The sequence below is a fragment of the Burkholderia sp. USMB20 genome (genome assembly GCF_000949135.2).
Taxonomy (GTDB): domain Bacteria; phylum Pseudomonadota; class Gammaproteobacteria; order Burkholderiales; family Burkholderiaceae; genus Burkholderia.
The window spans coordinates 929,301-945,221 of sequence record NZ_JTAN02000021.1; the positions used below are offsets into that span (position 1 = coordinate 929,301).

Below are 15,921 nucleotides of genomic sequence, written 5' to 3' on the forward strand. Positions count from 1 at the left end.
AATTCTCCTTGCGTCATCGATAAAAAATGCCCAGCACCTGAACGCTCGTCGACTCCGGCATCGCGCCGAAGCGGCTCCACGACGGCCCGCCCTGATGCAGCCATTGCAGCGCGACGTCGAAGCGGTCGAAACGCCGCCGCAACTCGAGCCAGTATTGCCGGCCGCCGCCGAGATCGGCCTGCACGAAGCCCGACAGGTCGAGGCGACGCACGCCGACATTGCGCCACGCCGCCATCACGAACACGCCGTGACGGGTTTGCAGTTCCTGCGCGGCAATCGAGGTCTGCACCGCACGGCTCCAAGCGAGCGGGTTCGCGCGCTGCAACGACCGCCATTGCGCCGCGTTTGCGCCGCCGCCGTTGCTCTGGAATTCGGCGGTCAGCGACAGGTCGACCGGCAGCGTCCACGTCGCGCCCACCGATGAACTGGTGCGAAACGCACGATCGTCGGCCGCGCCGGTGGCACGCGCGATCAGCGAACGCCGGTAGCCGCCCGTCCACTCGACGTACGCGACCACCGAGTTGCCGAGCAGCACGCTCAGATTCTGGCCGAACTGCGGCGCCTGCCCGCTTTCGCCGTAGACGATCCATTGCGGCTGGATCGCCGCAGTGAGCCGCTGGCTCGCGACGAGCATCCAGCGGTCGACGCCGTTGGTGCGCTGCAGGTCGGACGACGCGGCCGGATCGCCCGGCAGGCTGCGGCGCTCGAGCCGCGGCGACAGCAGCGCCGCGAGCGAGCCCGAGTCCCACACCTGTTGTGCGCGCAGCCCGACCGTGCCGAGCCGGTTCGTGTGCCGGCTGTCCGGATCGGGCGGCACGTCGAGACTCACCGCCCCGGCCCGGAAGAAGTCGGTCGGGTTGTAGCCGATCGCCGCGCCGAGCCGCTCGTTCACGCGCCCCGCGTCGACGACGAACGCGGGCGACGCGCGCCAGCTCGCATACGCTTCCTTCACGAGCGTCACGTCGCGCGACGACGTGCGCGACGTGCCGAGCGGATCGAAGCGGTCGAAGCGCATCGAGAAATGCGCGGCGAACGACGGCGTCAGCCACTGGCCGTATTCGAACTCGATCGACAGCTGGTTGCGGCCGGCCTCGCCGCCGTCGCGATAGCGGCTCGCGCGCAGCGCGTCCTGCACGTTCAGCTTCCACGGCTTCGCGGTGTCGGCGGGCGTCGCGGCCGGCTGGTCGGCCAGCGCGAGCGCCGCGGCGTCGGCCGCGTCGACGCCGGCCGTGCCATCCGCCGCACCCGCTCCACCCGCCCCACCCGCATCCGCTGCACGCACGAGCGCAGGCAGCAGCACGAACGCGAGCGCGGCGATCCGGCCTCGGCGCCGCGCCGTCATTGCGCCTGGAAGCGGGACAGGTAGTCGCGCTGCAGCCATGCATCGGGAATGTCGCGCCACGCGTAGTCCGAGAAACGCATGACCGTGACCCAGTTGCTGTCGAGCCCGTCGACGATGACGGTCTCGGTCGGCCGCTCGACGCCCAGTTGCATCGTGTAGCGGCGATAGAACGCGGTCTTCAGCAGCCGGTCGCTTTCCGAATAGAAGCGTGCCTTCAGCGGCCGGTTGTTCGCCGCGTCGATCCAGATCTCGATGCGGCGATACGTGAGCCCGTCGCCGTGGCCGGCAAGCGCGAGCCGGTACGCGCGACGGGTCTGCCGATCGCCGTCGACGATGTCCTCGACGCCCTTCAGCGCGGCCGTATAGTCGTGCGCGAGATTGACCGTCACGACGTCGCCGTTCGCGGCCTGGCCGAGCAGCCGCTGGTCCGGCGAGATCCGCACGCTGGCCTGGTTCGCCGGATCGTAGAACCACAGGTCGTTGCCGTTCTTCAGCATCAGCTTGCCCGTGTCGCGCGCCGGCGCGACGAAGCGCACCAGCGTGCGGAACGCACCGCCGGGCGCGTCGGGCTTCGAATAGATCGACAGCGTATTGCCGTCGACCTGCTTGCCGGACCGGTACTCGACGAGCGTCGCGGTCAGCACGAACGATTTCTCCGGTGTGCGGATCGCGTCGCTCGCCGCGAGCACCTTCTGCGGATCGGGCGCCGGCTGCGCACGCGCGACGCCGGCCAGGAACGAAAGACTCAGACAGCATGAAACGAACAGGCGACGCACGGGCGCTCTCCCGAAAGTGAAGTGAACGAAAAACGCGGCAATCGGGCGACCTCACACGTGCCGCAGCGCATCGACGATCGACAGCCGCGCCGCATGCCGCGACGGCAGCCACGCGGACAGCCCGGCCACGCACGCTAGCCCGGCGAACGTGACGGCGATGGTTCGCCACTCGCCCCACACGCGCACCGTCAGCGCGACGGCGTCGATCCGCGCGGGCGGCGTCCAGGCCAGCCCGCTGCGATTGACGATCGCGGCAATGGCGAGCGCGACCAGCACGCCGAGCGACGCGCCGGCCACGCCGAGCAGCGCGCCCTCGCAGACGAACAGCGCCTGGATGCCGCCGCGCCGCATGCCCATCGCGCGCAGCGTGCCGATCTCGACGGTGCGCTCGATGATCGCGGTGCTCATCGTGTTGCTGATCACGAACAGCACGATCGCGCTGATCAGCACGAACACGAAACCGAAGATCACCGAGAACATCCGGTTGGTCTGGTCGTAGAACGGGTTCAGCGTCGCGAAATCGACGACGTCGAGCGCCTGCCCGTCGAAGCCGCCGTGCAGCAGCTGTTCGATGCGCGCGCGCGCCGCCGGCAGCTCGGCCGTGCGCGCGAGCTGGATCTCGATCGCGGTCGCGCGCGGCGCGGCGCCGCCGTAGACGAGCCGCTGCGCCTGCGGCAGGTGCACCGCGAGATACACGTCGTCGAGTTCCTTCACGCCCTGCTGGTCCGCCTTCACGACCGAGAAGGCGGCGACGTTCGGCGCGCCGCCCGCGCTCGCGGTCAGCACTTCGACATGGGCGCGCGTCGGCGGCCGGCCGCGTGCCGGCCTCGGCCTGTGCGAGCGCGAGCACGTCGGGCGCGCGGTCGCGGCCGGCCGTCGGCGCGGCGGCTCGGCCGGGCCGGCGGCGCATCGCGCAATCCGGCACGCCAGCGGGCCGCACACGTGCAGCACGCCGCGCGACGCCGAGGCCGACGATCGCGCGTCGCCGGGGGTGCTGCCGCGCAACGCGAATGTGCGCAGCTGCAGCGGGAACCCGTAGGCGTTCCATTGCTGCATCCGGTACTGGTCGTCCGGAATCGCACCGAAGCCCATCACGGTGCGCGACACGCCGGCCGCGAAGTTGCCGGCGATCCCGCCGAACTGCAGCGTCGGCGTGACGACCTGCAGCAGCGGCGCGAGCTGCGGGTCGTGCCGCAACCGTTCGATCAGCGCCGGGTAGCCGCGAATCCCGTACGCGGCCGGGTCGCCCGTGCCGTACAGGAAATAGCCCTGCCGCTGGATCTGCAGGTGGCCGCTGCGCTGCACGAAGTCGGTCTGCAGGCCGAGCGTGATGTCGCGGCTGAAGCCGCCGAACAACAGGATTGCGCTGACGCCGACGATCATCGCGAGCAGCGTGGTGAGCGAGCGCCGGCGGTTGCGCTGCAGGTTGCGCAGCGCGAGCATCAGCGTATGGGTCATCGGCACACCTCCTGCGTCGCCGTGTCGTCGCCGGCCCGTTCGTGGCCGACGATGCGGCCGTCGAGAATCCGGATCACGGCGTCGGCCACCTTCACCACCTGCGGATCGTGCGACGACACGATGAACGACACGTCGCGCTCGCGCTGGATCGCGCGCATCAACGCGATGATCGCGTGCCCGGTCGCGCTGTCGAGGTTCGCGGTGGGTTCGTCCGCGAGGACCATCGCGGGCTCGGCCGCGAGCGCACGCGCGATCGCGACGCGCTGGCGCTGGCCGCCCGACAGCTGGCTCGGCCGGTGCCGCGCCTTGTCGGCCAGGCCGACCGCGTCGAGCAGGTCGCGCACCCGCGCCGCGCGCCGCGCCGGTGCCCAGCCCGCCATCAGCAGCGGATACTCGACGTTCTCGTACGCGGACAGGACCGGCAGCAGGTTGAAGGTCTGGAACACGTGGCCGACATGACGCGCGCGGAAATCCGACAGCGCATCGTCCGACAGCGACGCCGTGTCGTGACCGGCGATCGTCACGCGCCCGCTGTCGGGGCGGTCGATGCAGCCGATCAGGTTCAGCAGCGTCGTCTTGCCGCTGCCCGACGGGCCGCTCAGCACGGTGAAGCGGCCCGCGTCGAGCGTCGCCGACACGTCGGCGAGCCCGGTCACGCGCACGCTGTCGAGCAGGTAGGTCTTCGACAGGTGTTCGACATGCACGAGGCTCACGACGCACCTCCCGCGCGCACCGCGTGCGCCGGCGCCGCCTTCGATGCCACCGCGCTCGCACCGCCGGGCAAGGCCGGCAACCCGCGTATCAGCCGTCGCAGCTGCAGCCGATACGCGAAATGCTCGACCTCGATCACGTGCCGCGGCGTGCGATGGAACGCGATGCCGCCGCTCCAGTCCGAGCGGCCGCGCCGAATCAGCCGGTCGATGCGCGCGGCCTTGCGCGGCGCCGCGTCGCGCGCATGCAGGTAGCGGGCGAGCAGCTGCGCCTGGTAGTCCATCAACGGCCAGTTGCCGGTCGAAGTCTGGAACAGCCCGATGAAGAACAGGTCGCGATGCTGCGCGTCGAACAGGTTCAGGTACAGCGACGGCTGCCGCTTGCGCCATTGCAGGTGCGCCTGGTCGATGAACGGGAAGCTCGGCTGGTAGCCCGTCGCGTACACGATCACGTCGATCGCCTCCTCGCTGCCGTCGACGAACACGACGCGATCGCCCTTCAGTTCGCGCACGTCCGGCCGCGCGTCGAGGTCGCCGTGTCCGAGGTGATAGAACAGCGTCGAATTGATGATGAAATGCGATTCGAACAGCTTGTGGTCCGGCTTGCGCAGCCCGTAGTGTTCGGGTTGCCCGGCCGTCGTCAGGCGCAGCAGCCGTTCGCCGAAATAGCGCCGCGCCCACAGCGGCATGCGCAGCCGCAGCGGCCATTCCGCCCACTCGTCCGCCGGCATCCCGAACAGGAATTTCGGCCAGTAGTAGTAACCGCGGCGCGTGCTGTGGAAGACCGCGCGCGCACGATGCGACGCCTCGACCGCGATGTCGCAGCCGGAATTGCCGGCGCCGACCACGAGCACGCGCTTGCCGTCGAAGATCTCCGGCGTGCGGTACTGCGACGAATGCAGCTGCAGCCCGTCGAACCGCCCCGGATAGTCGGGCAGTTGCGGATGCGACAGGTGGCCGTTGCAGACGATCACGCCGCGATAGGTCCGCACCTCGCCGCGATCCAGTTCCACGCGCCACTGCGTGCCGCCCTGCACCGGTGCGATCTCGAGCACCGAGCGGCCGAACTCGATCCGGTCGTACACGCCGAAGCGCCGCGCGTACGCGCGCAGATACGCGAGTGCCTGGTCGCCGCGTGCATAGGTCGGATAGTCGTCGGGAATCGGAAAGTCGGTGTACTCGGAAAACCGCTTCGAGCTGATCATGTGGATCGAGCGATACACCGCGCCGCTCGGGCGGCCGTAGTACCAGTTGCCGCCGACGTCGTCCTCGCGCTCGATCACGTCGAAGCCGATGCCGGCCGCGAGCAGGTTCTTCGCGGCGGTGATGCCCGCCGCGCCCGCGCCGATGATGCAGTACCGCGCGCCGTCGTTGCGCTCCGTCATGGTGAACCTCCTCTTCCCGTTCAAGTAGCCGACGCCGTCACGGCTTGCGTGTCGGTCGCGCCGGCGAGCCGCGCGTCGTACAGGTCGGCGATCGATGCGCCCGCGCGATCCGCGATCGCGAAGCGATCGTCCGGATAGCGCAGCAGCATGTCGGCGTCGCCCGCCTGCGCGGCGCCGAACACGATGCGGCCGATGCGCCATGCGCGCGGCGGCTCGCCGTCGGCGGGCCACGCGCCGAGCAGCACGCGCAGCACGTTTTCCAGGTGATTGACCGGCAGCCACAGCTGCGGACACGGCACGCGCCCTGCATCACCCTGCACACCCTGTACACCCCATAGCGCGGCGGGGTCGGCGGCCTTCGCCTGCGCGATGCCGCCGCTCCATCGGGCCTCGGGCAACAGGTCGTCGCGCCAGCTCGCGCGTGCGGACCGCCGGGCCGGGCCGTCCTCCGTCTCGCGCGGCAGCGCGACGGTCGTGCCGCCGGGTGGATGACTGCGGTACACGAACGTCGCATCGAGCAGCACGCGGCCGGCAAGCGACGCGCAGCGCACCGTCACGTGCCAGCCGTCGTCCACCGTGCGGCCGCTCACGTCGGTGTCGAGCGCGAGATCGCCGTGGCCGTCGAGCGCGTCGGCGAGCGCGTCGAGCGCGATCGTGATGTCGACGGCTTCCTGCAGGCAGGCCCGCTCGCCGCCGGGCGGCGCGACCCAGTCGGCCACGACGCGCGCGTGCTCGAGCAACAGCGACGCCGGCACGGCCGCGCGGCCGTCGACGCGAAAGGCATGCGTGTACGGTGCGCCGGCCGTGCGATAGCGCGTCGAGAAGCAAGCGAACGGCCGGAAGCGTCGCGGCGCGCCCGCGTGATGCCGGCGCGTCGCGAGTTCGCCGAGGTTCGGCAAGCCTTCCACCGCGTCGAACCCGCGCAGCTGGATCGGCGTCAGTGCGCGGCCGACCGCGCCCATGTACATCGGCTCGCCGCTGCCGGATGACGCTGGATTCGCTGGATTCGCTGGATTCGCTGGATTCGCCGGATTCGCCGGATTCGCCGGCGCCGCGAGTTCCGCGAGCCAGTGGCGCACGCCTTCGTCGATTCGCATCGGCGTTACGTAGCGCCGCGTGACGGCGAGGTTCGTGATCATCCCGACACCGTCCCACGTCGGCCACGCGATCGTCTTCACGACGCGCTCGCCGGCGTCGCGCCGCGCCCACCAGCCGAGCCGCGCCAGCGCCTCGTTCGCGGCCGCATAGTCGGTCTCGCCTGTCATTCCGCCCCAGCGGCCGGTCAGCGAGCCGACGTTGACGAAACAGTCGACGCGCGGCCGGTTGCGCACCGCCGCGTAGAGATTGAGAAAGCCGAGCACCTTCACGCGCGCGGTACCGATGAACTCGTCGGCGCTCTTGCGCGGCAAGCGCACCGGCTGATCGATGCCCGCGTTGTGGATCACGGCGCGCAGCCGGTCGCCGAATGCGTCGCACAGCGTGCGCACGGCCTCCGCGTCGGTCACGTCGCATACGCGGTAGTGCACCGGCAGGCCGAGCGCGGCCGCCGCGTCGAGCGACGCCTTCAGGTCGCGGCGGCGTTCGAGCTGCCGCAGCGCATCCCGGATCGCCTTCGGAGATCGCTCGGGCGTCGCCTGGCGCAGTTGCTCGAGCCCGTAGCGCTTGAAGCCCGCGTCGTCGAGCGCGAGCCACGGCTCGTCGCCGGCGGGCAACGCATCGCGCCCGGTGACGATCACCGTGCAGCGATGGCGTTTTGCGAGCGCGCACGCGGCCAGGAAACCGATGCCGCGCGCGCCGCCCGAGAACAGCACGACGTCGTCGGGCGCACAGTCGGGCGCCGCGTCGGCCGGCAGGTCGTCGCGGGTCGCGACGAGCGTATGGCGGCGTCCGCCGCGGTGGCCGATCTCGAAGCGTCCCCAGCGGTACAGTTCGCGCGCGATCAGCTGGTCGACGCGCCCCGTTTCGTCGGGCGCGATGTCGAGCACGCGCACGTTGCAGTTCGGCAGTTCCTGCGGCAGCGTCTTCGCGAGGCCGGCCCACAGTCCGCCGAGCGGCTGCACGAGCGGGCCGTCGCCATGGCCCATCAGGCCGTCCTGCCAGGTGAGCGCCAGATAGAACAGCCGCGACGTCGATTCTTCCTGCCACCAGTCGCCGTAGCACGCCTGCAGCAGCGCGACCGTGCGGCGCAGCGGCGCTTCCCATTGATCGCGCGCGTCGAGCGAGAACCGCGCTTCGATGCCGAGATCGACGATCCCGTCGAACGGCCCCGACTGCGCGACGAACGCGCTCGCGGCGGTTGCCGGATCGACGCCGTCGGCCGGCGCGAACACGCCCGGTTTCGCACAGGCGCGCGTGAGCGTCGCCACCACGCGCTCGACCGTGCGACCGCGGCCGTTGACGATCGCGATCCGCTTGCCGCTCAGCTCGGCCGCCGGCAGGTCGGGCAACGGCTCGATCTCGACCGGCCGCCAGGTGAAGCGGTGCGTCGGCGTGGCGTCGGTGCGCTGCGGCGCGTCGTCCGCGATCGCGTCGCGCTGCAGAAAGGCCAGCACGTCCGGCGCCAGCGTAGGGCCGGCGGAATGAACGGGCGTGGGTGATGCCACGCTCGCCGGTTGCTCGGCGCCGGGTGCCGGTGTCGGTGTCGGTGTCGGTGTCGGTGTCGGCGTTGGCGTTGGCGTTGGCGTTGGCGTTGGCGACTGCGATGGTGATGGCGACGGCGACGGCAACGACGTAGCCCCCAGCGCTTGCGTGCCCGTAAGCGGACACACCGATGTCCTGACAGCCGGCGCGCTTGCATCCCCCCCGGCCTGCCCCGCGGACACCCGCTCGCGCAAGCGCGGCTTCGCGATCAACCGGATCCCGTCGCGCGGACGCAGCGAGATCGTCGCGCCGGTGTCGAGCGAATGACCGGGCACCGCGCTCAGGTCGACGTGCTGCGCCACCACCGCGATCAGCACGCGCATCTGCAGCAACGCAGTCTGGTAGCCGATGCATTTGCGCATCCCGCCGCCGAACGGAAAGTACGCGTACCTGTGGCGCTCCGGCGCATGCGATCCGAAGTTCTCCGGATCGAACGCGTCGGGGTTCGCCCACAGCGCCGGATGACGATGCGTGACGTACGGCGACATGAACACCGACGAGCCAGCCGGCACGTGATAGCCGCCGATCTCGTCGTCGTCGACCAGATCGCGCGTGAAGCCCCAGATCGGCGGGTACAGGCGCAGGATCTCGTCAACGGTCTGCGCGAGGTACGGCAGGCGTTCGAGATCGGCCGCATCGGGCGCGCGGCCGCCGAGCACCGCATCGAGCTCCTCGCGCAAGCGGCGCAACACCTGCGGATGCTGCGCGAGCGCATAGAGCCCCCACGCCATCCCGCTGCCGGTGGTTTCGTGGCCGGCGAGAAACACCGTCATCACCTCGTCGTGCACCTCGCGCTCGGTCAGCGGCGCGCCTGTGTCCGGGTCGCGCGCGGCGAGCAGCAGCGAGATCACGTCGCTCGTGTCGGAGCGCCCCGCGCGATGCTCGGTGACGATCGCGTCCACGATCGTGTCGATCCCGCGGCGCGCGTGCGCGATCCGGCGATTGAACGGCGTCGGCATCCAGCGCGGCACGAAATCGTTCAGGTTGCCCTGCGGCATCATCGCCGCGATGCCGAAGCGCACGGCCGGCCCGACGTCGTCCGCATGCCGCGAGATGTCCGCGTTGAACAGCATCAGCCCGAGCATGCGCAGGCTCACGCGCATCATTTCCTCGACGGCGTCGAACGGCGCATGCGCCGGCCGCTTCAGCCACGCCTCGACGAGCGCAAGCGCCGCAGCGCCGACCGCGGCCGTGTGCGACTCGACCTGCCTGCGGTGAAACAGCGGCTGCACCACGCGGCGGTGACGCCGCCAGAACTCGCCGTCGGTCGTCAGCAGGCCGTCGCCGAAGAACATCTTGAAGTTGTCGTAGAAGCGGCCACGAACGTAGTTGCGATGGTTGTCCTGCAGCACGTGCTGCACGCCGTCGGGATGCGCGAGCGCGTGCGTGAGGAACGGGCCGAGACGGTTGCGCGCGATGTCGCCGTACTGCTGCTGCAGCTTCAGCAGCATCGTGACGGGATTGCGCTTGTACGCCGCGAGGTTGCCCATCACGACGCTGCCGCGCGGGCCGGGCGCGAGTCGCTTCATGCTCATGCGGACACCTGTTCGGAAGACGCGCGCCCGGCCAGTTGCGCGTCGATCTCGCCGCGCGCGGCGAACGCGCCGGTCACGCGATGCACGTAGCCGATCACGATGCCCGTCACGTCGCGCATCTGCATCAGGATCCTGCCGTCCGGGCGCACCGCGACGAACCGGTTGCCGCTGCTCGCCGGCCCTTCCAGCGCGAACGCGCGCGGGCTCACGCGCAGCGCGATCGACGCGTGGCGGCTCGCCAGCTCGCAGTCGTTGCCGGCTTCGTAGATATCGATGCGGCCGATCGACATCGGCGCCGCGAGCGGAATGTAGTCGCCGGCGACGTGATCGAGCGCGGCCACGCGCGCGAGCCCGTCGAGCAGGATGCTCGGCACCACGAAGCGCGAGAACACCGGGTCGCCGTCCGGCACGTTCAGCCGGAAGCGCGCCTGCTTGCCCGCGTCGCTCATGCCGGTGTCGGTCGTCGACACGAACATGCCGGTCAGCCGCACCGGCGCCGCATCGAAGTGATACGGATCGGCGACGGGCGTGAACGTCGCCATGGCCGGTTCGTGCCAAACCGGCGCCGGCGCGTAGGCGTCGGCCAGGCGCACGGTGATCTCGAAGTGCGGCTTGTCGCGCACGAGCACCTGCCCGTCCGGCGCCAGCACGTCGCCGGAAATCCGCACGCGCACGTGCACCGCGTCGCCGTCGCGCGACGCGATCCACGCGCGGATGCGCTTCACGCTCGGCCGCTTCGCGTCGTACACACGCAGGAAGTGCAGGAATGCCGCGTCCGCGAAGCCGACGACCTTGAGCCCCGGCACGAGCCGCAGCGCGGCCTCGGCGGCCACTTCGGGCACGAAGGTTCCCGGCAGCGTCGGAAAGCCGTTGACGACGTGATGCTGCAGGTACGCGTCGCGTTCGAGGTCGAACACGCGCTCGAACGTCACGCTGTCGTCGGTTCGCGCGCGTTCCGCGCCGAGATAGAAATCGGGATCGCGCGACGCGGCGACGGCGGCCGGCGCGCCTTCGTCGAGGTCGAAGTAACCGGGCAGGTGCGTTTCGATCGCGCGCCGCTCGGCGTCGCCGAGATGCACGGACATCGCCGCGCGCTCGCCGAGGCCGAGTTCGCGCATGAAGTGATGCTGCCCCTCCGCGGTGCGCATGCTCGTGAACAGTCCGCTCTTCTCGAGAAACGCACGCGTGACTGGGTTCGCGCCGAGCCCGACCGAGCGCCACAGCGTCCAGCCGATCGTGAATTCGTCGTGACCGAGCGCCGCGCGGTGATACGACGCCTGCGTGTTCAGGAAGTCGTTGCCCGACGCGTAGTCGGTTTCGCCCGCCTGCCCGGTCAGCCCGATGAACGAGCCGAAGTTGCACCACAGGCGCGGCTGCCGCGCGCCGAACGCGCGGCGCAGGTTCCAGTAGCCGCGTACCTTGATGTCGCGCACCGCGACGAAATCGTCCAGCGACTTCACGCGCACCGAGGCCGAACGGTTCAGTCCGGCCGCGTTGACCAGCAGGTCGACGCGCGGCTCGCGCGCGAGAATCGTGTCGATGGCCGCCTTCACGCTGTCGGGGTCGAGCACGTCGGCGCGCAGGTAGGTCACGCGGTGCGCGCCGCAGAACGCGCGCATCGCCTCGATGTTCATGCAGGCCGTGCGCGCGTCGGCACGTCGCTCGAAGGCGCGGATGATCTCGGGCAACGACCGTTGCGGATGCAGCGCCTTCTGCTGGCGGATGTAGTCCGGACGGCTCTTCGCGAACGTTTCGTCATCCATAGCGAGCAGTTCCGCGTCGATCGCGTCCAGCGCGCTGCTGCCGATCAGGTACAGCGTCGGGCGCACCTGCGCGGCGAGCGTCTTCATCAGCTCGCCGGTGATCCCGCGCGCACCACCGACCGCGACCACGACCGAATCCTGGCCGAGCGACAGCCGCTCGTCCGCGCGCAGTTCGCCCGCGTCCGCGATCACGCGCGGCGTGCGGCGCCGTCCGGCGCCCAGCGCGACGACCGGCAGCCAGTGACGGGCGCCGCTTTCCCGCTCCGCGTCGCGCAGCGCGTCCGGCAGCGCGCGCGCATCGGTCAGCACGGCAACCGGGCGCGCTTCCGGCATCTCGATCGCCAGCGCCTTCACGAGGCCCGTGAACAGGCCGGCATCCGGATGCGGCACGTCGCCCGCGAGCGCGTCGAGCAGCAATACGATCAAGCTGCCGTCGCGCTCGAGTGCCGCATGGCAGCGCTTGATCGCGAGAAACGCCAGGTCGTGCAGCGCGAGCCGCGCGGACGCGGCCGGCGCTGCTGCGCCCGGTGCGAGCGTGCCGGCGTCGAGCGACGTGAGCACGCGCACGTGGCCGATGTCGTCGGGCAGGAAATCGAGCGCCGCCGCATCGATCCGCTCGATCCAGTGCCAGCCCGGCCGGTGCGTGGCGAACGGCCGCGTCGACAGCACCACGCAGCCGGGGCCCGCATCGGCGTGTGCGGCCTGTGCGGCCAGCGCGTCCGGCATGTCGGTCACGATCACGCAGCGCGGCGCGATGAACGGCGTCGACCGGCCCGCGGGCCGCCACGGCGCGTCGCGCCATTCGATCCGGTAACGCGCGACGCCGAGCGGCTCGCCGTCGGCCGCGACGCCGGTCCGGCGCAGCGGGCCGGGTATCAGGGTGCCGCGTTCAACGGGTGCGGTCGCCGAGGTTGTCGATGCGGCCGGTTCCGCGGTCGCGGCGGCATGCGCCGTCGCATCGGCGGGCGGCACACGCAGCGCGTAGCGATGCGGCTCGTGCGGCGTGGTCCCGTGCGGGCCGGCCGGCTCGCATGCAACGTGCAGCGCGTAGCGCGCGCGGTCGCCGCCGCCGTCGCGCGTGAGCGTCGTGCCGGCATCGCGCGCGACGATTGCGCGCAGCACGTCGATCGCCGAGTCGGCCCCCGCATACGTGACCGCGCGGCCCGTCGCATCGCACGGCGCAGCCGGTTCGACAGCAGCCCGCGCGTCGCCGCCGCCCACTACCGCGAGCACCGGCAGCCCTTCGGCCTGCGCACGCCGCACCGTCGTGACGGCGAACAGCACGATGCCCTCCGCGAGCGGCAGCCCGAACGCGGGCCGCACCTCTTCCGCCGAGTTGCCGTTGATGCCGCCGACGATCGCCATGTCGAGTTCGCCGCTGCACAGGAAACGCTCGGCCGCCTCGAATGCCGCGAGCGTCGACGCGTGGCCCGCATCGACCGTCATGTTCATTCCGTGCAGGTCGTGATAGTTCGCGACGCGCGCCGGGATCACGTTCGGCATCATTCCCGGAAACGAATTCTCGGTCGTCGGCGCGACGAGTTGCTTCGTCGCCTCGCGCAAGCCGTCCAGCACGCGTTCGGTCGCCGCGCGTTGGTCCGGCCGCGTCGCGTCGAGCACCGCGGCCGCGATGTCGTCGAGATAGCAGCGGCTCGCATAGAGCGCCGCATTGCGCGTGGGTCCCATGTGCCCCATCACGAGTCCGATCGTGTCCGCATGCGCGTGCCAGAATGTGCCGAGGCGTTCGCGCAGGTCGTGCGCGGCGTCGAGCGCCATCAGCTGGCAGCGATCGAGCGCGCGCAGCACCGCCGGAGGCATCTTCACGCGCGCGAAGCTCGGCAGCGGGTAGCCGGTTCCGAAGCTCGCGTCGGGCGCACGGCCTTCGCCGCGCAGCCACGCGGCGACCTGGGCGTCGCCGTCGAGGCCCGGAAACTTCGCGGACCAGCCGACGATCGCGAGCGGTTCGCGCGCGAACCGCCCGCTCGCCTCGCCGGCAGGCAGATCCGCGCGGTATTCCGACACGATCAGGTGACCGTTCGTGCCGCCGAAGCCGAACCCGGACACCGCCGCGACGCGTGCCGATTCACGCCGGACCGGCCACGATACCGGCGCCACCGGAATCCGCAGGTTCGTGCCGGCGATGTCGAACTCAGGCGGCGGCTCGCTGAAGCGGTGCTGCGGCGGGATCACCTGATGCCGCAACCCGAGCAGCACCTGGATCACCGACACGACGCCGGCCGCCCACCCCGTATGCCCGACCAGCGACTTGTTCGACGTCACCTGCACCGGGCGGTCGCGCCGGATCGCGTCGCGCAGGCTCTGGAATTCCGCGAGATCGCCGGCCGGCGTACCGGTTGCATGCGCAACCACCCAGTCGACGTCGGCCGGCACCGTCGCGGTGCGCGCGTACGCGCGGTCGATCGCGATGCGCTGGCCGGCCGAATTCGGCGCGTAGATCGCCTTGCCCTTGCCGTCGGACGACGAGCCGAACGATTTCAGCACGCCGAGGATGCGGTCGCCGTCCGCGCGCGCCCGCGCGACGCGCTTCAGGATCACGACGCCCGCGCCGTCCGCGAACAGCACGCCGTCGCAGTCGCGATCGAGCGGCCGCACCTCGCCGCTGCGCGACAGCCCGTGCAGCTTCGAGAACAGGACCGAGCCGCGCGGCGCGAGCGCGAAGGCGCCGCCGCACGCGACCACGTCCTGCTTGCCGAGCAGCAGCGCCTTGATCCCGAGATCGATCGAATACAGCGACGACGAACACGCGGTGTCGACCATCATGCATTGCGCGTCGTCCGGCAGCACGCCCTGCATCGCGTTCAGGCCGACCCGGTGCGGGAAGAACGACGCGAGATCGCCGGCGCCGCGCGCATAACGCGCGCTCAGCACCGCATCGATCGCGGCCACGCGCCGCTCGCGCTCGGCCGCGTCCGCGCCCGCCTCGATCAGCACCGCGTTCAGGCGTTCGCGCGCGGCGGCCAGCACCATCCCCTCCTCGAGATGCTGGCTGCCGTCCGCCGTGTAGCCGACGAGGAACGCCACGCGATCGGCGTCACGCAGCGTCACGCCGTCGAGCGACTGGCACAGCGCGTGACGCAGCCACAGCGTCGTCAGCTCGTGCGGCGCGGTACCCGCGTCGAGTTCGGCGCGCACCGTCGGGCACGGCTCGAGCTGCTCGATGAAGACCGAGCGCGACTGATAGCTCTTGTCCTCGGCCGACGTGTCGGGCGAATAGAACGAGCGGTAATCCCAGCGATCCGGCGGCACGTTGCCGAACAGTTCGGGGCCGTCGAGCAGTGCGCGCCAGAACGCATCGGGGTCGCTCGCGCCGGGCAACGCGAGACCCATGCCGACCACGGCGATGTCGTCGCTGTCCGGCGCGTCGTCCGGCGGCGCGGCGGGACCATCGGCCCGCTGCGCGTTCACGGAGACGGGCGGCACCGCGGCCGGCGCCGCCTCGCCCGCGCCCTCGGCACGCGCCGCGCCCGCCCATTCCGCGCGTGGCGACAACCCTTCGCTGCACAGCGACAGCCCGCCGTCCGCGACGACCACCTGCCCGGTGATCCAGCGCGCCGCATCCGATGCGAGAAACACCACGAGATCGGCGAGGTCCTCCGCGCGTGCGAGCCGCTTCAGCGGCGTCGCGGCGATGCTCGAGCGCTTCGTGTTCTCCGGGTCCGGAAACTGCGCGGCGACGTCGCCGTCGATCAGCGTCGACGACGCGCCGTTCACGCGAATGTCGCGGCCCGCGTACTCGACCGCGAGATAGCGCGTCAGCGATTCGAGCGCTGCCTTCGCGGTGCCGACGACCAGGTAGTTCGCCGGCACGAGCGTCGCGCCCACCGACGACACGTTGACGATCGCGCCGCCGCCCGAGCGCGCCATCAGCGACGCGGCACGACGCGCGCACCAGAACGCGCCCTTCAGGTTGGTATCGAGCGCGCGATCGAAATGCTCGGCGCCGATCTCGTCGACGCCGAGCAACGCACCGGACGCCGCATTGTTGACGAGCACGTCGAGCCGGCCGTAGCGCCGTTCGATCTCGTCGAACATCCGGTCGACCTGCGCCTGCTGCGCGACCGACGCACGGATCACGTCGACCGTCGCGCCGAGCGCGCGCAGTTCGTCGGCCGTCTGCTTCGACGCGTCGAGCGAGTGGAAGAAATTCAGGATCACGTGCGCGCCCTGCTCGGCGAAACGCCTGCAGATCGCCTTGCCCACGTTTTTCGCGCCGCCCGTCACGAGGACGAGCTTGCCGCGCATGCTGGTATTCGACATGGATCGCCTGCCTATCGAGAACTTGTCATTACGG

General features: G+C 71.0%; 6 protein-coding genes and 1 pseudogene. All 7 read right to left on the reverse strand.

Features of this window, described 5'->3' with window-relative positions:
• Nucleotides 1-13 precede the first annotated feature (13 nt).
• The 7 genes and pseudogenes from PL79_RS34445 to PL79_RS34475 all read right to left on the reverse strand — a co-directional run bounded on the left by PL79_RS34445 (nt 14) and on the right by PL79_RS34475 (nt 15,887).
• The gene (locus PL79_RS34445) at nt 14-1,318 is read right to left on the reverse strand and encodes a hypothetical protein (RefSeq protein WP_442861578.1); all 1,305 of its coding nucleotides are present in this window, start codon (nt 1,316-1,318) and stop codon (nt 14-16) included.
• 20 nt (nt 1,319-1,338) lie between these two features.
• On the reverse strand, nt 1,339-2,118 hold the full coding sequence (locus PL79_RS34450; RefSeq protein ID WP_044848397.1) for an outer membrane lipoprotein-sorting protein: 780 nt from the start codon (nt 2,116-2,118) through the stop codon (nt 1,339-1,341).
• Nucleotides 2,119-2,169: 51 nt separating this feature from the next.
• Nucleotides 2,170-3,576: pseudogene (locus tag PL79_RS34455) on the reverse strand (ABC transporter permease).
• Nucleotides 3,573-4,289: an ABC transporter ATP-binding protein gene (locus PL79_RS34460; protein ID WP_044844863.1), complete on the reverse strand. Its 717-nt coding sequence runs from the start codon at nt 4,287-4,289 to the stop codon at nt 3,573-3,575. Before PL79_RS34460 ends, PL79_RS34455 begins: the two are co-directional and overlap by 4 nt.
• Nucleotides 4,286-5,671 carry a flavin-containing monooxygenase gene (locus tag PL79_RS34465; protein ID WP_044844864.1) on the reverse strand — a complete coding sequence of 462 codons (1,386 nt, stop codon included), beginning with the start codon at nt 5,669-5,671 and terminating at the stop codon, nt 4,286-4,288. Before PL79_RS34465 ends, PL79_RS34460 begins: the two co-directional genes overlap by 4 nt.
• A gap of 20 nt (nt 5,672-5,691) precedes the next feature.
• The gene (locus tag PL79_RS34470) at nt 5,692-9,846 is read right to left on the reverse strand and encodes a cytochrome P450 (protein WP_044844865.1); all 4,155 of its coding nucleotides are present in this window, start codon (nt 9,844-9,846) and stop codon (nt 5,692-5,694) included.
• The gene (locus PL79_RS34475; protein WP_044844866.1) at nt 9,843-15,887 is read right to left on the reverse strand and encodes an SDR family oxidoreductase; all 6,045 of its coding nucleotides are present in this window, start codon (nt 15,885-15,887) and stop codon (nt 9,843-9,845) included. The genes PL79_RS34470 and PL79_RS34475 overlap by 4 nt, the downstream gene beginning before the upstream one ends.
• Between the last annotated feature and the right edge of the window lie 34 nt (nt 15,888-15,921).